Source organism: Nonomuraea sp. NPDC003727, assembly GCF_053586935.1.
On record NZ_JBSFNE010000002.1, the window covers coordinates 384,801 to 408,581 of the forward strand.

The 23,781-nt window shown below is 70.7% G+C and carries 23 protein-coding genes; 12 read left to right on the top strand and 11 right to left on the bottom strand.

Going from position 1 to position 23,781, the window contains the following annotated elements; translation table 11 throughout:
- Position 1 precedes the first annotated feature (1 nt).
- The gene (locus ACWDLG_RS07000) at positions 2-1,162 is read right to left on the bottom strand and encodes an ROK family transcriptional regulator (RefSeq protein ID WP_354906667.1); all 1,161 of its coding nucleotides are present in this window, start codon (positions 1,160-1,162) and stop codon (positions 2-4) included.
- 166 nt (positions 1,163-1,328) lie between these two features.
- On the opposite strand from ACWDLG_RS07000, the gene ACWDLG_RS07005 reads away from it, so the two are divergent.
- The 4 genes from ACWDLG_RS07005 to ACWDLG_RS07020 all read left to right on the top strand — a co-directional run bounded on the left by ACWDLG_RS07005 (position 1,329) and on the right by ACWDLG_RS07020 (position 6,183).
- Positions 1,329-2,669: an extracellular solute-binding protein gene (locus ACWDLG_RS07005; protein ID WP_354906668.1), complete on the top strand. Its 1,341-nt coding sequence runs from the start codon at positions 1,329-1,331 to the stop codon at positions 2,667-2,669.
- A gap of 2 nt (positions 2,670-2,671) precedes the next feature.
- On the top strand, positions 2,672-3,688 hold the full coding sequence (locus ACWDLG_RS07010; protein WP_449916848.1) for a carbohydrate ABC transporter permease: 1,017 nt from the start codon (positions 2,672-2,674) through the stop codon (positions 3,686-3,688).
- Positions 3,685-4,536 (top strand): carbohydrate ABC transporter permease, encoded by an 852-nt coding sequence (locus tag ACWDLG_RS07015; RefSeq protein WP_354906670.1) that lies wholly within the window; start codon positions 3,685-3,687, stop codon positions 4,534-4,536. The genes ACWDLG_RS07010 and ACWDLG_RS07015 overlap by 4 nt, the downstream gene beginning before the upstream one ends.
- Positions 4,537-4,749: 213 nt before the next feature.
- A complete protein-coding gene (locus ACWDLG_RS07020; RefSeq protein WP_449916851.1) occupies positions 4,750-6,183 on the top strand; it encodes a glycoside hydrolase family 3 protein in 1,434 nt (477 codons plus the stop codon).
- On the opposite strand, the gene ACWDLG_RS07025 is transcribed toward ACWDLG_RS07020, so the two are convergent.
- Entirely contained in the window at positions 6,184-7,344 is a 1,161-nt protein-coding gene (locus ACWDLG_RS07025; RefSeq protein WP_449916854.1) for an ROK family transcriptional regulator, read from the bottom strand. It lies immediately after the preceding gene.
- Between the two features lie 203 nt (positions 7,345-7,547).
- On the opposite strand from ACWDLG_RS07025, the gene ACWDLG_RS07030 reads away from it, so the two are divergent.
- Complete coding sequence (locus ACWDLG_RS07030; RefSeq protein ID WP_354906673.1) at positions 7,548-7,997, top strand: RrF2 family transcriptional regulator; 450 nt, start codon at positions 7,548-7,550, stop codon at positions 7,995-7,997.
- Between the two features lie 142 nt (positions 7,998-8,139).
- Positions 8,140-8,919: a DNA-formamidopyrimidine glycosylase family protein gene (locus ACWDLG_RS07035; protein WP_449916858.1), complete on the top strand. Its 780-nt coding sequence runs from the start codon at positions 8,140-8,142 to the stop codon at positions 8,917-8,919.
- A gap of 9 nt (positions 8,920-8,928) precedes the next feature.
- Here the strand turns inward: ACWDLG_RS07035 and ACWDLG_RS07040 are convergent, their stop codons facing one another.
- The 8 genes from ACWDLG_RS07040 to ACWDLG_RS07075 form a co-directional block, all read right to left on the bottom strand.
- A complete protein-coding gene (locus ACWDLG_RS07040; RefSeq protein ID WP_354906842.1) occupies positions 8,929-9,285 on the bottom strand; it encodes a helix-turn-helix domain-containing protein in 357 nt (118 codons plus the stop codon).
- A gap of 256 nt (positions 9,286-9,541) precedes the next feature.
- Positions 9,542-10,045 carry a CinA family protein gene (locus ACWDLG_RS07045; RefSeq protein ID WP_449916861.1) on the bottom strand — a complete coding sequence of 168 codons (504 nt, stop codon included), beginning with the start codon at positions 10,043-10,045 and terminating at the stop codon, positions 9,542-9,544.
- 4 nt (positions 10,046-10,049) lie between these two features.
- Positions 10,050-10,622 carry a CDP-diacylglycerol--glycerol-3-phosphate 3-phosphatidyltransferase gene (gene pgsA, locus ACWDLG_RS07050; RefSeq protein WP_354906676.1) on the bottom strand — a complete coding sequence of 191 codons (573 nt, stop codon included), beginning with the start codon at positions 10,620-10,622 and terminating at the stop codon, positions 10,050-10,052.
- Positions 10,619-12,028, bottom strand: a complete 1,410-nt coding sequence (rimO, locus tag ACWDLG_RS07055) for a 30S ribosomal protein S12 methylthiotransferase RimO (RefSeq protein ID WP_354906677.1) — start codon at positions 12,026-12,028, stop codon at positions 10,619-10,621. Before rimO ends, pgsA begins: the two co-directional genes overlap by 4 nt.
- 57 nt (positions 12,029-12,085) lie before the next feature.
- Positions 12,086-12,835 carry a helix-turn-helix domain-containing protein gene (locus tag ACWDLG_RS07060; RefSeq protein WP_449916864.1) on the bottom strand — a complete coding sequence of 250 codons (750 nt, stop codon included), beginning with the start codon at positions 12,833-12,835 and terminating at the stop codon, positions 12,086-12,088.
- Between the two features lie 91 nt (positions 12,836-12,926).
- Positions 12,927-15,248 carry a DNA translocase FtsK 4TM domain-containing protein gene (locus ACWDLG_RS07065; RefSeq protein ID WP_449916867.1) on the bottom strand — a complete coding sequence of 774 codons (2,322 nt, stop codon included), beginning with the start codon at positions 15,246-15,248 and terminating at the stop codon, positions 12,927-12,929.
- Between the two features lie 347 nt (positions 15,249-15,595).
- The gene (locus ACWDLG_RS07070; RefSeq protein ID WP_449916869.1) at positions 15,596-16,504 is read right to left on the bottom strand and encodes an aldose epimerase family protein; all 909 of its coding nucleotides are present in this window, start codon (positions 16,502-16,504) and stop codon (positions 15,596-15,598) included.
- Positions 16,505-16,713: 209 nt separating this feature from the next.
- Positions 16,714-17,682 carry a LacI family DNA-binding transcriptional regulator gene (locus ACWDLG_RS07075; RefSeq protein WP_449916872.1) on the bottom strand — a complete coding sequence of 323 codons (969 nt, stop codon included), beginning with the start codon at positions 17,680-17,682 and terminating at the stop codon, positions 16,714-16,716.
- Between the two features lie 194 nt (positions 17,683-17,876).
- On the opposite strand from ACWDLG_RS07075, the gene ACWDLG_RS07080 reads away from it, so the two are divergent.
- The 3 genes from ACWDLG_RS07080 to ACWDLG_RS07090 all read left to right on the top strand — a co-directional run bounded on the left by ACWDLG_RS07080 (position 17,877) and on the right by ACWDLG_RS07090 (position 19,726).
- A complete protein-coding gene (locus ACWDLG_RS07080; RefSeq protein WP_449916874.1) occupies positions 17,877-18,761 on the top strand; it encodes an NAD-dependent epimerase/dehydratase family protein in 885 nt (294 codons plus the stop codon).
- Positions 18,758-18,910: a hypothetical protein gene (locus tag ACWDLG_RS07085; protein WP_449916876.1), complete on the top strand. Its 153-nt coding sequence runs from the start codon at positions 18,758-18,760 to the stop codon at positions 18,908-18,910. Before ACWDLG_RS07080 ends, ACWDLG_RS07085 begins: the two co-directional genes overlap by 4 nt.
- Before the next feature lie 318 nt (positions 18,911-19,228).
- Positions 19,229-19,726: a hypothetical protein gene (locus tag ACWDLG_RS07090; RefSeq protein WP_449916877.1), complete on the top strand. Its 498-nt coding sequence runs from the start codon at positions 19,229-19,231 to the stop codon at positions 19,724-19,726.
- Positions 19,727-19,747: 21 nt separating this feature from the next.
- Here ACWDLG_RS07090 and ACWDLG_RS07095 read toward each other — a convergent pair whose 3' ends face one another.
- Positions 19,748-20,542, bottom strand: a complete 795-nt coding sequence (locus ACWDLG_RS07095; RefSeq protein WP_449916879.1) for an NAD-dependent epimerase/dehydratase family protein — start codon at positions 20,540-20,542, stop codon at positions 19,748-19,750.
- A 137-nt stretch (positions 20,543-20,679) separates the two neighbouring features.
- On the opposite strand from ACWDLG_RS07095, the gene ACWDLG_RS07100 reads away from it, so the two are divergent.
- From ACWDLG_RS07100 to ACWDLG_RS07110, 3 genes are read left to right on the top strand one after another with little or no spacing between them, the layout of a single operon-like run.
- A complete protein-coding gene (locus ACWDLG_RS07100) occupies positions 20,680-21,987 on the top strand; it encodes a sugar ABC transporter substrate-binding protein (protein WP_449916881.1) in 1,308 nt (435 codons plus the stop codon).
- A complete protein-coding gene (locus tag ACWDLG_RS07105) occupies positions 21,984-22,910 on the top strand; it encodes a carbohydrate ABC transporter permease (protein WP_449916884.1) in 927 nt (308 codons plus the stop codon). Before ACWDLG_RS07100 ends, ACWDLG_RS07105 begins: the two co-directional genes overlap by 4 nt.
- The gene (locus tag ACWDLG_RS07110; RefSeq protein WP_449916887.1) at positions 22,907-23,767 is read left to right on the top strand and encodes a carbohydrate ABC transporter permease; all 861 of its coding nucleotides are present in this window, start codon (positions 22,907-22,909) and stop codon (positions 23,765-23,767) included. Before ACWDLG_RS07105 ends, ACWDLG_RS07110 begins: the two co-directional genes overlap by 4 nt.
- Positions 23,768-23,781: the final 14 nt, after the last annotated feature.

Here is a 23,781-nt window from a genome sequence, read left to right on the forward strand (position 1 = left end):
CTCACACAGTGTCGGAGAAGACCTGCTCGCGGGCCTGCTCGAGGGCGGCGACCAGCGCGCCGCGCAGCACCGGGTTGCCGGCCACCGCGGTCGCGGCGACGCGCGGCTGGCTCGGGCAGACCTTGGCCACGGCCTGCTCCACCCGCTCGGCCAGCGCCGGTCCGCCCGCCCTGCCGAGGTCGCCGCTCAGCACGATGAGGCCCGGGTCGAGGACGACGGCGACGGCGGCGACGCCGACCGCCAGCCGTCCCGCGACCTCCTGCAGGTAGGCGTCGTGGCCCTGCGCGGTCGCCGCGCGGACCTGGTCGGCGACGCCGGCGCCCGCGATGCCGTACGTCTGGGCGAGGCCCTCCAGCGCCTCCTTGCCGACCAGGCGCTGGAAGGAGCCGGACTGCGGGTGGGAGACGTCGACCGGCAGCGGCTCGCCCGGCACCGGCAGCCAGCCGATCTCGCCCGCGCCCCCGGTGATGCCCCGGTGCAGCCGCCCGCCGAGCATGACGCCGAGCCCCTGCCCGACGCCCGCCCAGATCACGGCGAAGTCGTCGTGCCCGGCCGCGGCGCCGTGGCGGTGCTCGGCGAGGGCGACCAGGTTGACGTCGTTCTCGATGGTGACGGAGGCGCCGAGCCGTTCGCGCAGGCTGGCCAGCACGCCGACGTGCCAGGACGGCAGGTCGTAGGAGAAACGCACGTCGCCGGTGCGCGGGTCGACGACGCCTCTGGTGCCGATGACGAAGGAGCGCAGCTGGGACAGGCTGATCAGGGCGGAGTCGCAGGCCCGCTGGACGGCGCCGTGGACGGCCCTGACCGGGTCGCGGCCGTCGCACGGGTCGACGGTGACCTCGACCACGACTTTGCCTGTGATGTCGGCCACACCCACCGCGATGCTGTCGGGCAGCACTTCGAGCCCCGCGACGTAGGCGCTGGAGGGAACCACGGCATAGAGGGCGGCGTGCGGCCCCCTGCCGCCGGCGCGCTGGCCCGCGACCTCGACCAGGCCTCTCTCCTCGAGGCGGGACAACAGCTGGCCCGCGGTTACCTTGGAAAGCCCCGTGCGTTCTCCCAGCTCAGCCCGGGTGAGCGGGCCTTCCGACAGAAGGAGTTCCAGCGCCGTGCGGTCGTTCAACCTGCGCAACAACTGCGGGGTTCCCGGGTTCCGTGCCATGGACGGCCCCTCCTCTCGTCACGATCCGCTAACGCATGTTTTTTTTAAGAAAGTTTCTTGTTAGTTTAGCAGCAGTCAACCGAGGCCGGCGATCAAGGCTTCGGTGATCTCTACGGCATGACATGAGCGCAACCCCCGACGCGTTAGCCGGGAAGGGAGAACCCTAGTGAAGATCGCGAAGATCACGGCCGCCACGGCGACCACCGCCGCGCTTGCGCTGGGCCTGGCAGCCTGTGGCTCCGGCCAGCCCACCCAGTCCGCCGCGCCCGCCGCCTCCGGCTCCGCCTCCGCCGCCGCCTCCGAGGCCGGGCCCAAGTACGCGGGCAAGACGCTCAGCGTCTGGCGCCTGGGCGACAGCAACCCCGCCGCCGCCAAGTACATGGAAGAGCTGAACGCCGAGTTCAAGAAGCAGACCGGCGCCGACGTGAAGCTCGAGTGGATCCCGTGGCCGCAGGTGAACGACAAGTTCGCCGCCGCCGCCACCGGCTCGGGCGGCCCCGACGTCACCGAGATCGGCAACGACCAGGTCCCGCTGTGGCAGAGCCAGGACGCGCTGACCCCGGTCACCGACGTCGCGCAGGTCGGCGACCAGGCGGCCATCCCGAAGAACCTGTTCGGCCTGGAGACCATCGACAACGAGATCTACGGCGTGCCGTGGGGTGCCGGCGCCCGCGCCGTCCTCTACCGCGCCGACTGGTTCAAGGAGCTCAAGATCGAGGTCCCCAAGAGCTGGGACGAGCTCGTCGCCGCGGCCAAGAAGATCCAGAAGGAGAAGGGCGCGGACATCGACGGCTTCGCCTTCAACGGCGGCTCCGACGCCAACCACCTGCTGGGCGCGCTGGCCTGGTCCGAGGGCGCCGAGTACGCGGTCAAGGAGGGCGACAAGTGGGTCGGCAAGCTGACCGACCCGGCCTTCGCCAAGGGCTTCGCGACCTACACGGGCCTGGTGCAGGACGGCCTGTCCGGCAAGTCCCGCCTCACCCAGAACACGGTGGACATCCGCAAGCGCTTCGCCAACGACAAGGTCGGCATGTACCTGACCGCCGGTTGGGACCTGCCCGGCATCCAGGAGGACAGCAAGGGCAAGCTGAAGGGCGACAAGCTCGCCTTCTTCCCGCTGCCCGCCAAGTCCGGCGGTGAGGCCCCCTCCTTCTTCGGCGGCAACGACATCGCGCTGTGGGGCAGCACCCAGCAGGCCGACCTGGGCAAGGAGTACATCAAGCTGGCCACCAGCAAGACCTGGGCCGACCGGTACGCCATGGAGCAGGGCCTGCTGCCGATCTACCCCGACTCGCTGGCCAAGCTGAACGAGGACCCGGCCCAGGGCCCGTTCGCCCGCGCCTTCGCCAAGGCCAAGGCCTTCCCCGCCGACCCCAACTGGACCGAGGCCAACGAGACCAAGGCCGTGCTCCAGAACGCGGCCAGGTCGGTCATCGAGGGCAAGAAGGACGCGGCGGCGGCCCTGGCCGACGCCAACAAGGAACTCGAAGAGATCCTGAACCAGTAGTAATGGCGAACACGTCTACGATCGCCCGGGACGGGGGCCAGTCCCCCGCCCCGGGTCGGCGCCGCAAGAGCCCCGACCGCCCCAACCGGGCCGGCGGGCTCCCCACCTGGGCGGTCCCGTACGTCCTGCTCGTGCCCGGCCTGCTGGTGATCGCTGGACTCCTGCTCTACCCCATGGTCCAGCTGACCGTCATGGCCTTCCAGAAGGTGGGCCTGGCCCAGATCAGGGGTACCAGGCCGGCCGAATGGGTCGGCTGGGACAACTTCCAGAGAGTCCTGGACAACGAGATCTTCTGGTCCGCGCTGCGCAACACCATCATCTTCGCGGCCGTGACGGTGACCCTCACCCTCGTCGTGGGCACCGCCGTCGGGGTGCTCCTGCACAAGCTCGGCAAGAAGATGTCGCTGTTCGTCGTCATCGGCTGCATGTTCGCGTGGGCCGTGCCGCCCGTCGCGCAGGGCGTCATCTGGCGCTGGCTGTTCGACGCCGACGCGGGCGCCATCAACTGGGTGCTCAACCTGCTGCCCGACGGGCTGTCCTCCCTGCTGTTCGGCAGGGCCGACTGGACCGGCGAGCCCTGGCTGAACGACGCGTTCACCCTCTACGTGGTCCTGATCTTCTGTCTGGTGTGGGCGGGTTTCCCGTTCATCGCGGTCTCGGTGCTCGCCGGCCTCAAGGGCATCCCCGCCGAGCTCTACGAGGCGGCCAAGGTGGACGGCTCGGGCGCGTGGCGGACCTTCGGGAAGATCACCCTGCCGCTGCTCAGGCCGGTCTTCGCCGTCCTGACGATCCTGTCGATCATCTGGGACTTCAAGGTCTTCAGCCAGCTCTACGTGCTGATGAACGGCCCGACCAACCGTGAGGCGTTCAACCTGTCGATGTACGCAGTGGCCGAGGCGTTCAAGCCGCCGCAGAAGCTCGGCAGCGGCGCGGCCATCTCCGTGATCCTGACGATCATCCTGCTGATCATCACGGTGGTGTACGTCCGTCAGATCGTGAAGCAGGAGGAGATGTCATGACTCCGCTGGCCCGCAAGAGGCTCGGCAAGATCCTCCTCAACGGAGCAGGGGTCCTGGTCTTCCTCTACGCGACCTTCCCCGTGTACTGGATGGTCTCCACCGGCTTCAAGGCCAACGACCAGATCTTCACCACCGACTTCATCCTCTTCCCCACGCACTTCACCTTCGACCACTTCGCGCGGGTGCTCACCGAGGGCGTGGCGAACAACTCGATCTGGCTCTACATGCGCAACAGCGCGATCGTCGCGCTCGGCACCGTGCTGATCGGCTCGACGTTCGCGCTGCTGTCGGCCACGGCCATCGCCAGGTTCAGGTTCAAGGGGCGCGCGCCCTTCCTCATCGTGCTGCTGATCGTGCAGATGCTGCCCTCCGAGGGCCTGCTGATCCCGCTGTACATGATGGTCAAGCGCGTCGGCCTGGGCGACCAGCTGCTCGGCCTGATCGTCACGCAGGTGGCGCTCACCCTGCCCTTCGGCATCTGGATGCTGCGGACCTTCGTCGCCGCCGTGCCCAAGACCCTCGAGGAGGCGGCCTGGATCGACGGCGCCAGCCGGTTCACGACCTTCTGGAAGGTCCTGTTCCCGCTGGTGGCGCCCGGCCTGGTGGCGACGAGCATCTTCTCGTTCATCACCGCGTGGAACGACCTGGTCTTCGCGCTCTACCTGATGTCCGGCTCGGAGGGCTACACCATGCCCGTCGCCCTCCAGTTCTTCTTCGGGCAGAAGGGCGTCGACTGGGGCGCGATCATGGCCGGTTCGACGCTGATGACGATCCCTGTCGTCATCTTCTTCCTTCTGGTGCAGCGCCGCATGGTCTCCGGCCTGGTGGCCGGCGCCGTGAAGGGCTGACCGAAACCCAGGTGCTCGTACGGCGCCGCACACCCACGCGGCCGCCGTACCTCACCCTGCCCACCGGCAGGGGGTACGGCTCGCGCGCCCGACAGCGGACGTGCGGGCCGTACCGGCTCCCTGCCCGTCAGAACCACCACGCCCACGCCCCCGCACCGCCCGGCCACCGCACGGGCGCGGAGGGCTCGACCGCCGAAAAGGGGAGTTTGTCAGATGAGCCGGAGAGATCGGGGGCTGCGCCGCCTTGCGGCCGGCACGCTGCTCGTCGCCTTCCAGGGCACCACCGCCCCGGACTGGATCCTGCGCGAGCTCGAGGACGGCCTCGGCGGCGTCACGCTCTTCGGTTTCAACGTCGCCGACCCCGCGCGGCTGAGCGAGCTCACCGCGACGCTGAAGGCCGCCGGCGAGCCGGTCATCTCGCTGGACGAGGAGGGCGGCGACGTCACCCGCCTGGCCTACCACGTCGGCAGCCCCTACCCGGGCAACGCCGCTCTCGGCGCCGTGGACGACGTCGAGCTGACCCACCGCGTCTACCGGGCGATCGGCGCGGAGCTGGCCGCCTGCGGCGTGAACCTCGACATGGCGCCGGACGCCGACGTCAACACCGCCGACGACAACCCGGTGATCGGCACCCGCTCGTTCGGCAACGACACCGCGCTGGTCGCCAGGCACACCGTCGCCGCCGTCCAGGGCCTGCAGTCGGTGAACGTGGCCGCCTGCGTCAAGCACTTCCCCGGCCACGGCGCCACCCGCGTCGACTCCCACCTGGCCGTCCCCGTGGTCGACGTCTCGCTGGACGTGCTGCGCGAGCGGGAGCTCGTGCCGTTCCAGGCCGCGATCAAGGCGGGCGCCAGGTCGGTCATGACCGCGCACGTCGCCGTACCGGTGATCACCGGCGACGAGCCCGCGACGCTGTCGGCCGCCGCGCTGACCGAGCTGCTCAGGGGCGAGCTCGGCTACGAGGGCGTCGTGATCACCGACGCCCTGGACATGCACGCGATCACCGACACCGTGGGCCTGGCCGGAGGCGCGTTGCGCACGCTGGCCGCCGGCTCCGACCTGCTGTGCCTCGGCCCCGTGCCGACCTACGACGACGTCCGGCAGGTCATCGCCGCGATCGTCGACGCGGTGGACGAGGGACGGCTGCCGCTGTCGCGCCTGGAGGAGGCGGCCGGGCGCGTGGCCGAGCTGCGGGCCTGGTTCGGCTCCGCCACCGGCGCCGCCGTCGAGGAGGGCGGCATCGGCCTGGACGCGGCGCGGCGGGCGGTCACCGTCACCGGCGCCACCAACCCGCTGCGCGACCCGCTGGTGATCGAGATCGACACCCCGCCCACCATCGCGGTCGGCGACGTCCCGTGGGGCCTGAAGCTGCCCACCGCGGAGACCGTCAGGGTCAAGCCCGCCGACGCCGACCTCGACACGCTGCTGCGCAGGGCCGCCGGCCGCTCGCTCGTCGTGGTGGTCAAGGACGCGCACCGCTACACCGACAGCAGGGACCTGGTCACCGCCCTGGTGAGCGCCCGTCCCGACGCCACCGTGATCGAGATGGGCCTGCCGATCTGGCGCCCCGACAGCGCCGCCTACATCGCGACGTACGGCGCGGCGCGGGCGAACGCGCAGGCGGCCGTCGAGCTGCTGACCGCCTGATCAGGACGCGAAGAGCTCCTCGCGGGCCTGGTCGAGGGCAGCGAGGACCGCGCCGCGCAGGACGGGGTTGTCGGCCACCGCGGTGGTGACGACCTCCGGCCTGATCGGGCAGATCCTGGCCACGGCCTCCTCCACCCGCGCGGTGAGCGCCGAGCCGCCCGCCTTGCCGACCTCGCCGCCGAGCACGACCAGCCCGGGGTCGAGCACCACGCACACCGACGCGACGCCGAGCGCGATCCGGTGGGCGATCTCGTCGAGCAGCGGCTCGCCGCGCTCTCCCGCCGCGACCGCCTCGGCGATGCCGGCGAAGCCGTAACTCTGCGCCAGCTCCTGCACCGCGACCGCGCTGACCAGCGACTGCAGGCCGCCGGCCAGGGACGGCAGCCGCCCGGGCTCCGCCCTGATGTCCTCGGCGAGCGGCACGCCGGGCACCGGCAGGTAGCCGATCTCGCCCGCGCTGCCCGAGCGCCCCCGGTGGAGCCTGCCGCCGAGCATCACCGCGAGGCCGAGGCCGCGCCCCGCCCACAGCAGCACGAAGTCGTCGACCCCCTTGGCCGCTCCGGCGGCGCGCTCGGCCAGGGCGGCGAGGTTGACGTCGTTCTCGATCGTGACCTCGCGCTTGAGGTCGCCCGCCAGCGCCTCGTGGATGCCCTCGTGCCAGCCCGGCAGGTCGAAGGAGAAGCGCACGTCGCCGCTGCGCGGATCGACCACGCCCGGCGTGCCGATCACCACGCCGCGCAGCTTGGCCAGGCCGACCTTGGCGCTGCGGCAGGCCTTGACGACCGCGCTGTGGACGACGGAGACCGGGTCGTCGTGGCCGTTGGGGGCGACGGTGACCTCGGCGATCGTGCGCCCGTGGATGTCGGCGATCGCGGTGGAGACGAACTCGGGACCGACGTCGAGCCCGGCGACGTAGGCGCTTGAGGAGACGACGGAGTAGAGGGCGGCGTTGGGGCCGCGCCCGCCCGCCTGCTCGCCGACCACCTCGACCAGGCCGCGCTCCTCCAGGCGCGCGAGCGTCTGGGAGGCGGTCACCTTCGACAGGCCGGTGTGGTCGCCGATCTGGCCGCGGGTCATGGGCCCGGTGGCGAGCAGCAACTCCAATGCGGCCCGGTCGTTGATCTCCCTCAGCAACCTGGGCACACCAGGACGTCGCTCCACGCCCCAAAGCTTAGCCCCGTTGCCCGGTGGCGCGCATGACGTGAGGAAGGCTCACGCTCTCCCCCAGGGCCGCGTACGGCGCGCGCCTGCCGGGGCTGGTCGGGCGCATCCGCCGAGGTACCGCGCCTGCCGTACGCGGATCATCGGCCCATGCGGGTCCCCGCGCGTCTAACCAGTGTTGACCAGGAGGGATAATCGACAACATGCGCCTTTCCGCTCGTGTCGACTACGCCCTTCGTGCCGCCGCCGAACTCGCCGCAGCTGGAGCGGGTCCGACCACCGTGGGCGAACTCGCCAAAGAGCAGGACATGCCACCCAAGTACCTGGAGAACATCCTGCTCCAGATGCGCCGCGCGGGGCTCGTCCGCGGCCAGCGAGGCCCCGAGGGCGGCTACGTGCTGGCCAGGCCCGCGGCGGAGATCTCCCTGGCCGACGTGATCCGCGCGGTCGACGGCCCGCTGGCCAACGTGCGGGGCGAGCGCCCCGAGCACGTCGGCTACCGCGGCCCCGCCGAGTCGCTGCAGCAGGTGTGGATCGCCCTGCGCGCCACCGAACGGGCCATCCTCGAGGAGGTCACGCTCGATCACGTCGCCACCGGCGCGTTGCCGGAGAGCGTCCGGTCGCTCGCCGCCGACCCCGCCGCCTGGGACTGACCTCCCGCCACCACAGCAGGGCGAGCGCGGCGCGCGCCAGGGCCGTGGACCGTCATGAGGAGGTCGCCGGTGGCGAAGGTGAACGTGGTCAGGACCAGCGCGGGCAGCCTGACCGCCCTGCCGGACGAGTGGGTGGGCGCCCGTGCCCGAGGGTGACGCCGTCTACCGGACCGCCGCGCGCCTGCGCCAGGCGCTCGACGGCCGCGTGCTGACCAGGTCGGACTTCAGGGTGCCGCGCCACGCCACCGCCGACCTGACCGGGCGCGCCGTCACCGGGACCGTGTCGTACGGCAAGCACCTGCTCACCAGGGTCGAGGGCGGCCTGACCGTGCACACGCACCTGCGCATGGAGGGCAGCTGGGTCGTCATGCCGGCGGGACGCGGGCTGCCGCGCGGCGACACGGTACGGCTCGTCCTGGCCAACGCCACATGGCAGGCGGTCGGCCTCAGACTGGGGACGGTGGACCTGCTCAGGACCGAGCACGAGCACACTGTGATCGGCCACCTCGGCCCCGACCTGCTCGGCACGGACTGGGATCAACGGGAAGCGGTCGCCAGGCTGCGCGGGAACCCGGACACGACGATCGGGGAGGCGCTGCTCGACCAGCGCAATCTCGCGGGAATTGGCACGATCTACCGCGCCGAGACACTGTTTCTCAAGGGCGTGTCACCCTGGCGTCCCGTCGGCTCCATCGCCGATCTCGACGGCCTGGTCTCGCTCGCCCAGCGGTTGCTGGCGGCGAACAAGGATCACGCGGCCACCGTCACCACAGGTGATCGCCGTCGCGGCTTCGAGACGTGGGTCTATGGCAGGGCTGGAAGACCCTGCCGCCGATGCGGATCTCGCATCAGGCGCGGGGAGATGGGGGCACAGCCACAGGAACGCCTGATCCTGTGGTGCGACCGCTGCCAACCGGGCTGAGCCCTGCTGTCAGGCGGCCACCATGTCCTTGACTTCGGGGAACACCGAGTCGCCGATCGACCCGGGCACGGTCTCGGACAGCGGTAGACGCTCCCGCTCCGGCACATCGGCGAGCACAGGGGCAGCCTGGAGCTCCGCCAGCGCGAACTGGTCGGAAACCTCACGCAACACCTGCGAGAGCGGCACGCCGAGGGCACCGCAGATCGAGGCCAACAGCTCGGAGGATGCCTCTTTCTGACCACGCTCGACCTCGGACAGGTAGCCCAGAGACACGCGCGCCAGCGTCGACACCTCACGCAGGGTGCGTCCCTGCCGCACCCTCAGCCGCCTCAGAACATCTCCAAGTAGCTGACGCAGCAGAATCATCTGTCGCTCCCTCCCCGGCGCGGTGGTCTTCACCGTGCCATGCGCGATCGGATCGTGCCGCCCGTTCTTTCGCTTCGCTTCGTACATACTCCTCGCCGTCATCATCGGACGCCTGCGCGGATCGTTGGGCCCGCCAGCCTGGCTCGCGGGGCTTGCAGATGGCTCACGGACCTCACTCACAGCTCCACCGTACCCGTATCCACCGACACCGCGTCAGACCGTGGTTCGCATGTTCGCTGGGGACGTAACACGGTAATCACCCGGAATGTTCCCCCACGTTGGCCTTCAGCACACCTGCGAGGAGATCAACGGCCTCGTCGACTGTCCGGTCCCTGATCCGGTCGCGAGAGCGCCCGCCCATGAGATCGCGATGCCAGATCCTGCCCTCAGGGCCGCTCAGCGCCACGTGAACAGTGCCGACGGCCTTGCCGTCCTGCGGGTCGGGGCCCGCCACCCCGGTGACCGCCAGGCCGTACGTGGCGCCGCAGAGCCGGGCCACCCCGCGGGCCATGGCCGCGGCGACCTCCGGATGGACCGCGCCCTCCCGCGCGAGCAGCTCCCCCGGTACGGCCAGCAGCTCCCGCTTCAGATCGGTGGCGTAGGAGATGACGCCGCCCCTGAAGGCCGCGGAGGCGCCGCCGGTCGCGGTGAAGGTCGCCCCCAGCAGCCCCCCGGTGAGCGACTCGGCCACGGCCAGCGTCGCCCCCTGCCGGATCAGCAGCTCGATCACGCCCGCGGCGCCCGGCACGTCCGTCCGCATCAGCTCACTCCGCTCTGGCCCGCTTGGCCACCTGTCTCAGCCTGATGGCGCGGATCACGTAGTCGGCGCCCGTGACGAGAGTCACCACCAGCGCGGCGCCCATGGCCACCCAGCGGATCACGTCGGGCACGTTGGGCAGCAGGTAGAGCACGATCGCCGTGATCTGCAGCACGGTCTTGACCTTGCCGCCGTAGCTGGCCGGGATGACACCGTGCCTGATCACGACGAACCGCAGGATCGTGATGCCGAACTCGCGGCCGAGGATCGCGATCGTGACCCACCAGGGCAGCTCGTCGAGTATCGACAGGCTCACCAGGGCCGCCCCGGTGAGCGCCTTGTCGGCGATCGGGTCGGCGATCTTCCCGAAGTCGGTGACCAGGTGGTAGCGCCTGGCCAGCTCCCCGTCGAGGTGGTCGGTGATCGAGGCCAGCCCGAACACCCCCAGGGCCGCGTATCTCCAGCCGGTGCCCGGCACGAAGAGGAAGACGACGAACAAGGGGACGAGCGCCAACCTGAGCACCGTGAGGACGTTGGCGATGTTCCACGGGCTCACCACCCGGCGCTCGTCTCGGGTCATGGACCGGCCTTGATTCGCGCGATCAGATCGACCCCCTCGGCATCGACCACGACCGCCCTGACGATCTGCCCTGGGACCAGGCCGATGCCCTGCACCGTGACGGAACCGTCGACCTCCGGGCCCTGGTGTGCCGCCCTGCCTTCGTAGCCGCCGTCGCCCAGGTCCTCCTCGATGAGCACGTCGACCTCGGTGCCGATGCGCTCCTCGGCCCGCTGCGAGGTCAGCTCCTCGGCCAGCTCGGTGAGGATCCGCACCCGCTCGTCGACGATCTCCTGCTCGACCTTCGAGTCGAAGGTCGCCGCCTCGGTGCCGTCCTCGTCGGAGTAGCCGAACACGCCGATGACGTCGAGCCTGGCCTCCTCGAGGAAGCCGACCAGCTCGCCGAACTCCTCCTCGGTCTCGCCGGGGAAGCCCACGATGAAGTTGGAGCGGACGCCCGCCTCGGGCGCCTTGGCCCTGATCTGCTCCAGCAGGCCCAGGAAGCGCTCAGGGTCACCGAAACGGCGCATCCTGCGCAGGACGGTGCCGCTGGCGTGCTGGAAGGACAGGTCGAAGTAGGGGGCGATGCCCTCGGTCGCCGCGATCACGTCGAGCAACCCGGGGCGCAGCTCGGCCGGCTGCAGGTAGCTGACCCGCACCCGCTCGACGCCCTCGACCGCGGCCAGCTGCGGCAGCAGCTTCTCCAGCGCGCGCAGGTCGCCCAGGTCCTTGCCGTAGGAGGTGGAGTTCTCGCTCACCAGGACCAGCTCGCGGACCCCGCGGTGGGCCAGCCAGTCGGCCTCGGCCAGCAGCTCCTCGGGCGCGCGCGAGACGTAGGCGCCGCGGAAGGCGGGGATGGCGCAGAAGGAGCAGCGGCGGTCGCAGCCAGAGGCGAGCTTCAGCGAGGCGACGGGACTCTCGTCCAGACGCTTGCGCAGCACGCGGGGCCCGCTGGCGGGCGCCAGGCCCGCCGGCAGGTCGCCGTGCCCGGGGATGCTCGCCTTGGCGGCCGAGCGCTCCACCGGCGAGATCGGCAGCAGCGTGCGGCGGTCGCGCGGCGTGTGCGGCTTGAGCGGCCTGCCCTCCAGCACGTCGTCGAGGCGGGCACCGATCTCGGCGTAGTCGTCGAAGGAGATCACCGCGCTGGCCTCGGGCAGCGCCTCGGCCAGCTCGTTGCCGTAGCGCTCGGCCATGCAGCCCGCGGCCACGACCTTGGCCCCGGAGTCCGCGGCCGCCAGCAGCGTGTCGATGGAGTCTTTCTTCGCCGAGTCGATGAAGCCGCAGGTGTTGACGACGACGACGTCGGCATCGTCGTCGTCGCCCAGCTGCCAGCCGGCAGCATCAAGTCGCGCGGCGAGCTCCTCGGAGTCGACCTCGTTGCGCGCGCAGCCCAGAGTGATCAGCGATACGGTTCGGCGGGATGACATGGTGGACACTACGGTATCGGCACTTGGCCACTACCCGTCGCACCTCCCCCGCACTCGTCAGCGCGGACGCGGCGCCGAGACGCTGTAGGTGCGCCTGACCAGCTCGCCCCGCGCGCCCGGCGACCCCAGCTCCTTGCCGTTGACCTGCAGCGACACCGCACCCGCGTCGTGGATGGTCATCCGCACCGTCTTCTTGGCCGTCCACGTGGACGTCTTGCCCGCCGGCAAGGTGCCCGCGAAGAGCTTGCGCCCGTCAGCGTCGCGCACGTTGAGGTACGACGACCGCTTGGCCCGCACCTTGACGGTCACCATGTCGGACTTCTTCTGGGTGGACAGCGCCGCCGCACGGCGGGCCGGACCCGCGTTGGGCACGTTCGGCGGCACGCTCGGCCGCGAGGAGACCGGCTGGATGTCGGCCGTCGGCACGTCGCCCGACCCGCCCATCGCCCTGACGACGCCGAAGATCACGACGATGGTCAGCGCGACGCCCAGGGCCATCGTCCAGTTGGGGCCCCTGCGCTCGCGCAGCTTGAGCCCCTTGAAGTTCTGGAAGACGGCGGCGGCGCGCAGCGGCTGCGACACCCCGGCGTGCTGGGCGTCGTAGCGCTGGACCATCGCCTCGGGGTCGACACCGACCGCCTTGGCGATCGCCCTGACGTGGCCTCTGGCGTAGAAGTCGCCGCCGCACATGGAGAAGTCGTCCCGCTCGATGGCGTACAGGAGCGCCTCACGAATCCGGGTGGTCGCGCTCAGCTGGCCCACCGTCAGCCCCGCCGCCTGCCTCGCCTGGGCCAGTACAGCCCCCATGCTCTGATCGTTCACAACGACGCCTCCCCGCCCCCGACGTTGCGTAGTTACTCCTATTCAATCAGTTATCGTCGGCAACGGTGCGCAGGGGTCACTCTCCCCGCAAGTCGGCCAGCAGACCGGGCAGATCGTCGGGCTTCAGCAGCACCTCGCGCGCCTTGGAACCCTCGCTCGGGCCGACGACGCCGCGCGACTCCAGCAGGTCCATGAGACGGCCCGCCTTCGCGAACCCGACCCTGAGCTTGCGCTGGAGCATCGACGTCGAGCCGAACTGGGTGGTGACGATCAGCTCGGCGGCCTGGATCAGCACGTCGAGGTCGTCGCCGATGTCCTCGTCGATCTCCTTCTTGACCGCCACGGCGGCCACGTCGTCGCGGTACTCGGCCTGCATCTGCTGCTTGCAGTGGGAGACGATCCCGGCGATCTCCTTCTCGGAGACGAACGCGTTCTGGATGCGGATCGGCTTGCTCGCGCCCATCGGCAGGAAGAGCGCGTCACCCTGGCCGACCAGCTTGTCGGCGCCCGGCTGGTCGAGGATGACGCGGGAGTCGGTGAGCGAGGAGACCGCGAAGGCCAGCCGGGACGGCACGTTGGCCTTGATGAGGCCGGTGACGACGTCCACGCTCGGCCGCTGGGTGGCGATGACCAGGTGGATGCCCGCCGCGCGCGCCAGCTGCGTGATGCGGACGATGGAGTCCTCGACGTCGCGCGGGGCGACCATCATGAGGTCGGCCAGCTCGTCGACGATCACCAGCAGGTAGGGGTAGGGCTGGTAGACGCGCTCGCTGCCGGGCGGCGGCACCAGCTTGCCCGCCTTGACGGCCTTGTTGAACTCGTCGACGTGCCGGAAGCCGCTGGCGGCCAGGTCGTCGTAGCGGCGGTCCATCTCGCCCACCACCCATTCGAGGGCCTCGGCGGCCTTCTTCGGATTGGTGATGATCGGCGTGATCAGGTGGGGGATGCCCTCGTAGACCGACAGCTCCACGCGCTTGGGGTCGACGAGCACCATGCGCACCTCGTCAGGGGTGGCGCGCATGAGGATCGAGGTGATGAGGCCGTTGACGCAGACGGACTTGCCCGCGCCGGTGGCGCCCGCGATGAGCAGGTGCGGCATCTTGGCCAGGTTCGCCACGATGGTGCGGCCCTCGACGTCCTTGCCGAGCCCCACGATCATCGGGTGGTGGTCGGCCTGGGCGACTTGCGAGCGCAGCACGTCGCCGAGCGCGACCAGGTCCTTGTCGGCGTTGGGGATCTCCACCCCGATCGCCGACTTGCCGGGGATCGGGGACAGGATCCGCACGTCCGCCGACTTCACCGCGTAGGCGATGTTCTTGGTGAGCGCGGTGACCTTCTCCACCTTCACGGCCGGGCCGAGCTCGATCTCGTAGCGTGTGACCGTCGGTCCGCGGGTGAAGCCGATCACCTGCGCGTCGATGCCGAACTGCTCCAGCACGCTGGTCAGCGCGTTGACGACGGTGGTGTTCGCCTTGGTCTGCGGCTTGGGCAGGGTGCCGGGGCTGAGCGCCTGCAGGTCGGGCAGCACGTACGGGCCCGCCTGCGGCGACAGCACCAGCTGCTCCACCTTGCGCGGCGCCGGCGTCGGCTCGGGCGGCGCGGCGACCGGCCGCGGCGGCTCGGGCGCCTCCTGCGGCTCGTCCTCGACCAGCCCGGGGACGATCTCCGGAGAGTGCCGCTCCTTCTCCGACAGGACCGGGCTGTCGTACGGCTTGGCCCCGTCGGGCGGCTCCGGCTTCTTGGTCCTGACCCGCTTCTTCACCGGCTCGCTCGGCCTGGGCGCGGCGCCGCCCTTGTCGAAGAGCATGTGGCGCAGCTCGGCCAGCCGTTCGGGGATCCGGTGCACCGGCGTGGCGGTGATCACCAGCACGCCGAAGCCCGACAGGAGCAGCAGCAGCGGGATCGTCACCCACGCGGGCAGGATGCTCGCCGGCGGCGCCGAGACGATGAACCCCACCATGCCGCCGGCCGCCGAGATCTTGTCCATGCCGTCGGTGGCGTCGCCCGCCGGGTACGGCACGTCGTTGACCACGTGGACGACCCCGAGCACGCCGGTGAGCAGCGCGCTCCAGCCGATCACCATGCGCCCGGTGTCGGCGTTCTGGTCGGGATGGCGCAGGAAGCGCCAGGCCAGCAGACCGAGCAGCAGCGGGATCGCCCACGCCAGCGAGCCGAAGACGCCGTGCATGACGGCGCTGACCACCTCGGAGACCGTGCCGCGCGACTGGCGCCACGTCATGGCGGCCAGCACGATCGCGCCCGCCAGCACCGCCAGGCCGACCCCGTCACGCCGGTGGGCGGGATCGAGCTCGCGCGCCTGGTTGCCCAGGGCTCTGGCGGCGCTGCCGATGCCGTTGGCCACCAGCATCCACAGGCCGACGATCAACTTGCCGATCATGGTGAAGACCCAGCTGATCGGGTCCTGGTGGGTGGCGGGGGGTCTGCGGGCGGGCGCCGACGTCTTCTTCGAGCGCGTGGCTGACGGGGATGTCGTCCGCTTGGCCGGAGTCGAGCGTGACGAGGTCGGTCGCTTCGCCGGCCCCTTCGATGCGCCTTTCGGCGTACGGGTGGCCATGATGCCAAAGGTACGTCGGAGACAGTGTCGATGGGGTGGAGGCTCGCCGATATCCCCGACGTCGAGATTGCGAGCTCTTTCGGGTTTGGTGCGCGGTGGGCGGCGGGCCGGCCCCCTCAGGCGGCTTGTCGCGGTCAGGCGGCTCGCCGCGGTCAGGCGGCTTGCCGCGGTCAGGCGGGGAAGGGGAAGCGGTAGATCGTCGTCGAGGTGTAGGTCTCGCCCGGCCGCAGCACCGTCGAGGGGAAGTGCGGCTGGTTGGGCGAGTCGGGGAAGTGCTGCGTCTCCAGGCAGAACCCGGCGTGCCTGCCGTACGGCGTGGCCACCCCGTCGAGCATCCCGCCCGCGTAGAACTGCACGCCCGGCTCGGTGGTGGAGACCTCCATCACCCGCCCGCTGACCGGCTCGACCACCCTGATCCCGCCGTCGAGGACGAAGCAGTGGTCCTCCCAGCCGCCGATGCGCCGGGGCCCGGTGAAGTCGAAGTCCGTGCCCTTCACGGGGGCCGTCTCGCCCGTGGGGATCTTCTGCTCGTCCACCGGGAGGTAGTGCGGGGCCGCCATCCGCAGCACGTGACCCAGCACGTCGCCGCCACCCGCGAGGTTGAAGTAGCTGTGGTTGGTCAGGTTGACCACGGTGGGCGCGTCGGTGCGGGCCCGGTAGTCGAGCCGCAGGGCGCGCCCGTCCAGGGTGTAGGTGATCGAGGCGGTCAGCGTCCCCGGGTAGCCTTGGTCGCCGTCGGGGCTGACCAGTTCGAGGGTGACGGCCGAGGCGGAGGCGGCGGTCACGCGCCAGATCCGCTTGTCGAACCCGTCGACGCCGCCGTGCAGGCTGTTGGGCCCGTTGTTGACCGGTAGCTGGTGGGTGGTGCCGTCGAGCGTGAAGCGGCCACGGGCGATGCGGTTGCCGTACCGGCCGACGACGGCGCCGAAGTAGCGGCTGCGGGTGCGGTACTCCTCAGGGTCCTCCAGGCCGAGGACCACGTTCACGCCGTCCACCTCCAGCGACTGCAGGGCCGCGCCGTAGGTCAGGACGGCCGCGCGCATCCCCTCGCAGGACAGTTCGTGACGCTCGATGCTCATCCGCGTGCCTCCTCCGCCGACCCGACGCCCACCCGGGCATCTCCCCGACCCGACCCGACGCTCACCTGCGCTGACGACCCGCACCTCGCTGCGCGACCCGGCACGACCCGACGCTCACCAGGACACGACCCCGGCACGACTCAACGCTGACCGGGACACGACCCGGCACGACCCAACGCGCTCCAGGACACCCCGGCACGACCCGACGCTCACCTGCGCGCCTCGGCTGTCGACTCGCGGACGACCAGGCTGGTCTCCAGCGTCGTCACCGCCGGGGCGCCCGCGGCGTCGACGGGGTTCAGCAGCATGTCGACGGCCATGCGTCCCGCCGCCGCCGTCGGCATCGCGATCGTGGTCAGCCTGGGGCTGCCGAACCTGCCGGGCAGGATGTCGTCCACCCCGATGACGCTGATGTCGCGCGGCACCTGCGTGTCGCGTTCGGCCAGACCCTCCATCAGCCCGATGGCCACCAGGTCGTTGTAGGCGAGCACGCCCGTGGCGCCGGAGGCGATCACGTCGGTCACGGCCGACCTGCCGCCGAGCTCGGTGGGCGGGTTGGGGCCGAGGAAGACCACGTCCGCCTCACCTGCCGTGGCGGCCGCCTGCATCTCCTTGCTCGTCCACGACCCGCTGGGACCGGTCACCAGCGCGATCCTGCGGTGCCCCAGCGCGACCAGGTGCTCGATCGCCTGCCGGGCGCCCCTGCCGACGTCCATCAGCACCGTCGGCATGCCCTTCACCCTGCGGTTGACGACCACGAGCGGCACCTGCTCGCCCAGCCGCTCGATCGTGCTGTTCGCCAGGCGCGGGCCGCACAGCAGCACGCCGTCGACCTGCTTGGCGAAGGCCTGGATCAGTTCCTCCTCCACCTGCGGGTCCTCGTCGGTGTCGGCCACGAACACGTGGTAGTCGCGCAGCCTGGCCTGCGCCTGGGCCGCCTTGATCAGCGACGAGAAGAACGGGTTGGCGATGTCGGCCACGATCAACCCGAGGTTGTGGGTCCTGCCGGTGGTGAGCGCCCTCGCCGCCCGGTTCGGCCGGTAGCCGAGGTCGTCGGCCACGGCGAGCACCCTGGTGCGCGTCTCGGCGTTCACCAGATGGGGCGCGGAGAAGGTGCGCGACACCGTCGACACGTGCACGCCTGACGCCCGCGCGACGTCCCTGATCGTCACCGCCACAGCAGGCCTCCCTCGACCACTGGCCGCACTCTAGTGCAATCGGTTGTAGCGGCGTCAATCAGCCGGACCAGGACTTACTCGTTGTCACCGCGTCCCGTCAGCGCTGCTCCAACCATCGCTTGACGGCTCCCCGCCGTACCCGAATACTCCGGTGCAACCGGTTGCTACGTCGAGCCTCGGGAGTGGGGTAGCCGATGACACGAACACTGGTGACGGGCAGCGCGGGACGGCTCGGCCGCAGCGTCGTCGTCGCATTGGCGCAGGCGGGTCACGAGGTGATCGGCGTCGACACCGCACCGGGCACTCCCCCGCAGGCCGCCGCCACCCTGCCCGCCGACCTGACCGACCTCGGCCAGGCCTACGAGGTCATGACCCGGTTCCGGCCGGACAACGTGGTCCACCTGGCCGCGATCGCCACCCCCTTCAGCAGGACGGAAGGGGTGACCTTCCGCACCAACACCCAGCTGGCCTTCAACGTGTGCGAGGCGTCCGCCGCCACCGGCGTCGCCGGCGTCGTGGTGGCCGGCAGCCCCACCGTCATCGGGTACGGCACGCCCGCCTGGCGGCCCCGGTACCTGCCGATCGACGAGGAGCACCCCACCGAGCCGTGGAACGCCTACAGCCTGTCCAAGCAGGTCGCCGAGCAAGTGACGGCCACCTTCGCGCGCGCCTCCCGCACCAGGTTCGCGGCCGTCCGGCCGTGCTACGTCGTCGCGCCCGAGGAATGGGCGGGAGCCCCCACCCAGCAGGGCCACACCATGGCCGAGCGGCTGGACCGGCCGGAGCTCGCGGCGGTCTCGCTGTTCAACTACATCGACGCCAGGGACGCCGCCGATCTCGTCACCGCCCTGCTCGACCGGCTGCCCGGCGTCCCCAGCGGCGAGGTGTTCTTCGCGGGCGCCGCCGACGCGCTGGCCCGCGCGCCGCTGGCCGAGCTCCTGCCCGAGATCCTCCCCGGTACGGCGGCCGCCGCGCACACCCTCACCGACGCCGCCCCCGCCTTCACCTCGGCCAAGGCCGAGCGGCTGCTCGGCTGGACGGCCAAGCGGAGCTGGCGCACCGAGCTGGCCGGGGCATGATCACCGGGCTGCGCGTCAGCGCCCGCACCGCCGAGCTCCTCCGCCCGTGGGGGCCGGACGTGCCGCACAACCACGTCGTGGTCGTGCGGATCACGCTGGACGAGCCTCCTTCGCCGTGCTGGGGCTGCTGGCCGAGCCGTACCCGGTGAGCTTCGCGGGCGCGAAGGTGACGGTCGGCGATCACCGGGGGTTGGGTCTGCTGTTCCGCTGATCCACCCGGCCCGGCAGAAGGCCGACCTGACACCGACCCACATCACCCCTGCCGAGCCGCCCGGATCCGACCCGAGCCAGAGCCGACGTGACACCGACCCACATCACGCCGGCCCAGTCGCCTGGGTCCGACGCGGGACGCCCTGCCGGGGACCTCGTCGTGTGGGCGCTACAGGGGCTGCAACCGTTTGGTGCTGGCCTTGCTCGGCCGGGACCAGTGACTGATGCAACCGGTTGCATTAGTGATGGAGGTGATCATGTTACGTGGCCTGCTCGCCGTCACCCTGCTGGCCCTCGGGCTCACCGCCCTGCCCGCCGACGCCGCCCCGCGCCCCGAAACCGCCTCGTCCGCGCAAGCCCTGCCTCCGGAAGCCGTCCCGCCCGCGGAAAGCGCCGCGCCTGCCCTCCCGCGCGTGGAAGCCGCACCGCCCTCCCGCCCGGTTGCCGGCGCCCCCGCCACGGGACACGCCACGCTCACGTTCACCGTCCCCGAGCAGGGCGCCTACCGGCTTCACGCCAGAGTGATCGCCGCCACCGACGGCGACGACTCCTTCTGGGTCAGGTCGGACGGCGGCGCGTGGACGCAGTGGAACGGGATCCCGCTCGGCACCTCCTGGCACTGGGCCGAGGTCCCGGTCGCCTACACCCTGTCGCCCGGCACCCACACGATCGCCTTCGCCTACCGGGAGGACGGTGCCAGGCTCGACCGGGTGGCCCTGACCAGCGACCCCGCCTTCACCCCGGAGGCCGGATGACCGATCCGGGCGCGGGCGCGGTCACCAGCGTCCGCCCAGCTCGCGCAGCGTGAACAGCCCGCCGGCCCGGTCATGGAGGGGTTCGGTCAGGTCGGGTTCGCCCTGCGCGGCGACGAGCGGAGCCGCGTGCCCCTCGGAGTCGTCCCGCGGCTCGTAGCCGATCGCCCTGGCCTCCTCCAGCGACCACCACCGTCGCGCGTTGTCGGACACTCCCCACACCACGTGGTACCCGGTGGCGCGCATCGCCGCCTCCAGCAGCCGGGCGCAGTCGCCCGGCGAGATCCAGGTGGCCAGCCCTCTGGTGTCGCCGGAGCCCTCGTTGCAGGTGCCGAGCCTGACGACCGTCACGTTGATGCCGAACCTGTCGTGGTAGAGGCTGCCCAGCGCCTCCATCACGACCTTGCTCACGCCGTAGAGGGTGTCGGGCCGGGGGAAGGCGTAGTCGGGCAGGTCGGCCCCGCCGGCGGGGCGGGTGTGGAAGCCGGCCGCGTGGTGGCTGCCCATGAGGACGACGTGCCGTACCCGTTCCTGGCGGGCGGCCTCCAGCAGCACGTACGTGCCGTTCATGTTGGCGTCGACGATGTCGGCCCACGGGTGTTCGCGGCTCTGGCCGCCGAGATGGATGACGGCGTCGACGCCTTTCATGGCCGAGGCCATGGCGTCGGCGTCGGTCAGGTCGGCGGTCACGACCTCCTCCCCGGGTCCGGCCTGCAGGGGGAGCACGTCGGACAGGCGGAGGATCCGTCCCTCACGGGCGAGGAGAGGGCGGAGCAGGGTGCCGACTTTCCCGGCAGCGCCGGTGACAAGGATGCGCATGGTGACTGTTGTACACGCCTCTGGCGTGAATTCACATACATGGAATGTTGACGCGATGCAGGCCAGTCGTTACGTTCACATGAACGAATGACACATTCGCGAAGCCTGTCCACGTATGTGAACGAGGAGGCGGTCTGATGCCACGCCATCTGCTCGGGGCCGCGTTAGTCACGGCGCTCGCCGTCACCCTGTCCGGCTGCGGTTCCGGCGGGGGTTCGGGTGACCAGGCGCTGGAGATCTGGATCCGGCAGGCACCGGACTCCGACTCCGCCAAGACCGCCGTCAAGCTGGCCGACGCCTTCACCAAGGCCAGCGGCGTCAAGACCAAGGTCGTCGCCCTCTTCGACGACTTCGAGACCAAGCTGCAGCAGCAGGCGGCGCAGAAGAACCTGCCCGACATCGTCATCAACGACACCGCCCAGCTCGGCAACATGCAGACGCAGGGCTGGCTGCGGGAGGTCGACAAGGCCAGGATCAAGGGCGGCGACCAGCTGTCGGACCGGGCGTGGCAGGCCGCGCAGGCCGGCAACGGCAAGTACTACGCGGCGCCGTTCTCCGCGCAGGCGTTCGCGCTGATCATCCGCAAGGACTGGAGGGAGAAGGTCGGCCTCCAGCCTCCGCAGAGCTGGGACGACCTGGCGAAGCTGGCCAAGGCGTTCACCGAGCAGGACCCCGACGGCAACGGCCAGAAGGACACCTACGGCTTCGTCGCTCCCGCCGGCACCAAGCGCGGCTACGCCTCCTGGTACGCCTCCTCGATGATCTACGCCAACGGCGGCACGTTCCTCACCGACAACGGCGGCGGCCGGTTCGCCCCCGCGGTCGCCGACCCCAGGACGGTCGAGGCGGTCACGTGGCTGCAGAACCAGTTCTGCGTCGCCAGGACGGTCAACCCCGGCGCGGTCAGCAACGACACCACCATCACCCACGAGGTCTTCGAGAAGGGCCAGGGCGGCATCTACCTGGTCGGGCCGTACGTGCTGGCCCGGTTCGTCAAGAGCATCGGCACCGACAGGCTCGAGGTCGTCAAGGTGCCGAAGGGCCCCTCCGGCGGTCCCGGCACGCTGGGCGAGGGCGAGAACGTCTACCTGATGACCGGCTCGGCCGACGAGGAGGGCCAGCAGAAGTTCGCCGAGTTCGCCGTCTCGCCCGAGGGCCAGAGGATCGGCATGAACAAGGACGCCAACGGCGCGATCGTCAGGCTGCCGGTCAACAGGACTGTGGACATGTCCGCCGAGCGGACCGATCCGCGGTGGAAGGTGTTCCAGGACGCCTACGCCGACGCCGTCTACAGCTCCCCCGTCCCCAACTGGGCGCCCATCAGGCAGACCTCGGCCGACGCCATCAACGCGGTGTGGGCCGACTGCGGCGCCGACGTGAAGACGGCCATGGACGGCCTGGCCACCAGGCTGAGCGCGGAACTGCGGGCCCAGAAGGCATCGTGACCACGACGCTCGCGCGGCCCGAGCAGCGCACGGCTTCGCGTCACCGTCCCGGGCAGGGGCGGTGGCGCGGCACCGCCGTCGCGTGGCTGTTCCTCGCCCCCGCGCTGATCCTGTTCCTGTACTTCAAGTTCATCCCCATGTTCGAGGGCCTGCGGATGAGCTTCTTCAAGGTCCAGCCCTTCCTGGGCGACGAGTGGGTCGGGCTCGGCAACTACCGGACGATCATGTCGGACGACGCGTTCGTCAGCGCGGTCTCGCACAGCGTCGCCCTGGCCGTGGGCACGACGGTCGGCTCGTTGGTCCTCGGCCTGGTGCTCGCCCTGCTCGTCGAGGGGCCCGCCCGCTACCTGTGGTTCGTCAGGACGGCGGCGTTCCTGCCGGTGGTCACCACGATGGCGGCGGTGGCCGAGGTGTGGCGGATCATGTACCACCCTGACGCCAGCGGCCTGCTCAACAGCGTGCTGGGCTGGGTCGCCGTCGACCCCCAGCCGTTCCTGGCCAGCGAGGACTCCTCGCTCTGGTCGATCATGGGGATGAGCGTCTGGCGCGGCACGCCGTACGACATGATGATCTTCCTGGCGGGTCTGGTCGGCATCGACAGGACCCTGTACGAGGCGGCGGCCGTGGACGGCGCCGGCACGTGGTCGAGGCTGCGCCACATCACGCTGCCCGCGCTGCGGCCGGTCTTCTGGATCCTCTTCACGCTGGCCGCCATCCGCGGGCTGCGGGTGTTCGTCGAGGTGTACGTGCTCACCAACGGCGGGCCGAACGGCTCGTCCGAGGTACTCATGACCCTCATCTACAAGCTCGGCTTCCAGCGCAGCGAGCTGGGCGTCGCCGCGGCCGGAGGCGTCGTGCTGTTCGCCGCCACGCTCGCGCTCACCGTGCTGGTCCAGCTGATGCGCAGGAGGCGGCCAGCATGAGATTCGACAGCGCGCTGGGCCTGGAGGCGCGCGGGGGGCCGCTGGCGACGGGGGGCAAGGTCCTGGTCTACTCCGTGATGGTGCTGGTCTTCACCGGGCCGCTGGTCGGCCTGCTGGTCAGCGCCTTCAGCAGGACGCTCGACCCGACCGGCTTCACGCTGTGGCCCGACGAGTTCACGCTGGAGAACTTCGCCCAGGCCGCGGACAAGAACGTCTACCTCTACCTGGTCAACTCCTTCGTCGTCGTCGGGTTCGGTCTCGCGCTGCAGATGACGGTGAGCGTCTTCGCCGCCTACTCGCTGGCCCGCAAGCGGTTCAGGGGCATGTCGTTCGTGCTGCTGATCATGCTGGCCACGATGATGCTGCCCGAGGAGATCATCGCGATTCCCCTCTCGCTGGTGCTGGCCGACATGCCGCTCCTCCACGCGAACCTGATCGACTCCTACGCGGGGATGATCCTGCCGGTCGGCGCGTGGGGCTTCTCGATCCTCGTCATGACCGAGTTCATGAAGGAGGTGCCCGTCGAGCTGGAGGAGGCGGCGAAGATCGACGGCGCGGGCGAGCTGCGCACGTTCTTCACGATCATCCTGCCGCTGTGCAAGCCCGCGCTGGGCGTGATCGGCGTCTTCGGGTTCACCATGATCTGGGACCAGTACCTGCTGCCGCTGATCGTGGCCAACGAGTCGAGCCACTGGACGCTGCCGATCGCGCTGCGCTCGCTCCGCTCGGACGAGGAGGTCGGCATCGGGGTGCTGCTGGCCGCGTCGCTGCTGGCGCTGCTGCCTTCGGTGATCGCCTTCCTGGCCTTCCAGCGGCAGTTCATGCGTGGTCTGACCAGCGGCGCCGTCAAAGGGTAGATGTCCATGTACAT

Coding starts and splice junctions, on each gene's coding strand:
- ACWDLG_RS07020 (WP_449916851.1), top strand. CDS start 4,750: ATGAGCCGGAGAGATCGGGGGCTGCGCCGCCTTGCGGCCGGCACGCTG.
- ACWDLG_RS07060 (WP_449916864.1), bottom strand. CDS start 12,835: ATGGGGGCTGTACTGGCCCAGGCGAGGCAGGCGGCGGGGCTGACGGTG.
- ACWDLG_RS07085 (WP_449916876.1), top strand. CDS start 18,758: ATGATCACCGGGCTGCGCGTCAGCGCCCGCACCGCCGAGCTCCTCCGC.
- ACWDLG_RS07015 (WP_354906670.1), top strand. CDS start 3,685: ATGACTCCGCTGGCCCGCAAGAGGCTCGGCAAGATCCTCCTCAACGGA.
- pgsA (WP_354906676.1), bottom strand. CDS start 10,622: ATGACCCGAGACGAGCGCCGGGTGGTGAGCCCGTGGAACATCGCCAAC.
- ACWDLG_RS07070 (WP_449916869.1), bottom strand. CDS start 16,504: ATGAGCATCGAGCGTCACGAACTGTCCTGCGAGGGGATGCGCGCGGCC.
- ACWDLG_RS07030 (WP_354906673.1), top strand. CDS start 7,548: ATGCGCCTTTCCGCTCGTGTCGACTACGCCCTTCGTGCCGCCGCCGAA.
- ACWDLG_RS07000 (WP_354906667.1), bottom strand. CDS start 1,162: ATGGCACGGAACCCGGGAACCCCGCAGTTGTTGCGCAGGTTGAACGAC.
- ACWDLG_RS07080 (WP_449916874.1), top strand. CDS start 17,877: ATGACACGAACACTGGTGACGGGCAGCGCGGGACGGCTCGGCCGCAGC.
- ACWDLG_RS07040 (WP_354906842.1), bottom strand. CDS start 9,285: ATGATTCTGCTGCGTCAGCTACTTGGAGATGTTCTGAGGCGGCTGAGG.
- ACWDLG_RS07010 (WP_449916848.1), top strand. CDS start 2,672: ATGGCGAACACGTCTACGATCGCCCGGGACGGGGGCCAGTCCCCCGCC.
- ACWDLG_RS07110 (WP_449916887.1), top strand. CDS start 22,907: ATGAGATTCGACAGCGCGCTGGGCCTGGAGGCGCGCGGGGGGCCGCTG.
- ACWDLG_RS07045 (WP_449916861.1), bottom strand. CDS start 10,045: ATGCGGACGGACGTGCCGGGCGCCGCGGGCGTGATCGAGCTGCTGATC.
- ACWDLG_RS07095 (WP_449916879.1), bottom strand. CDS start 20,542: ATGCGCATCCTTGTCACCGGCGCTGCCGGGAAAGTCGGCACCCTGCTC.
- ACWDLG_RS07100 (WP_449916881.1), top strand. CDS start 20,680: ATGCCACGCCATCTGCTCGGGGCCGCGTTAGTCACGGCGCTCGCCGTC.
- ACWDLG_RS07065 (WP_449916867.1), bottom strand. CDS start 15,248: ATGATCGGCAAGTTGATCGTCGGCCTGTGGATGCTGGTGGCCAACGGC.
- ACWDLG_RS07090 (WP_449916877.1), top strand. CDS start 19,229: ATGTTACGTGGCCTGCTCGCCGTCACCCTGCTGGCCCTCGGGCTCACC.
- rimO (WP_354906677.1), bottom strand. CDS start 12,028: ATGTCATCCCGCCGAACCGTATCGCTGATCACTCTGGGCTGCGCGCGC.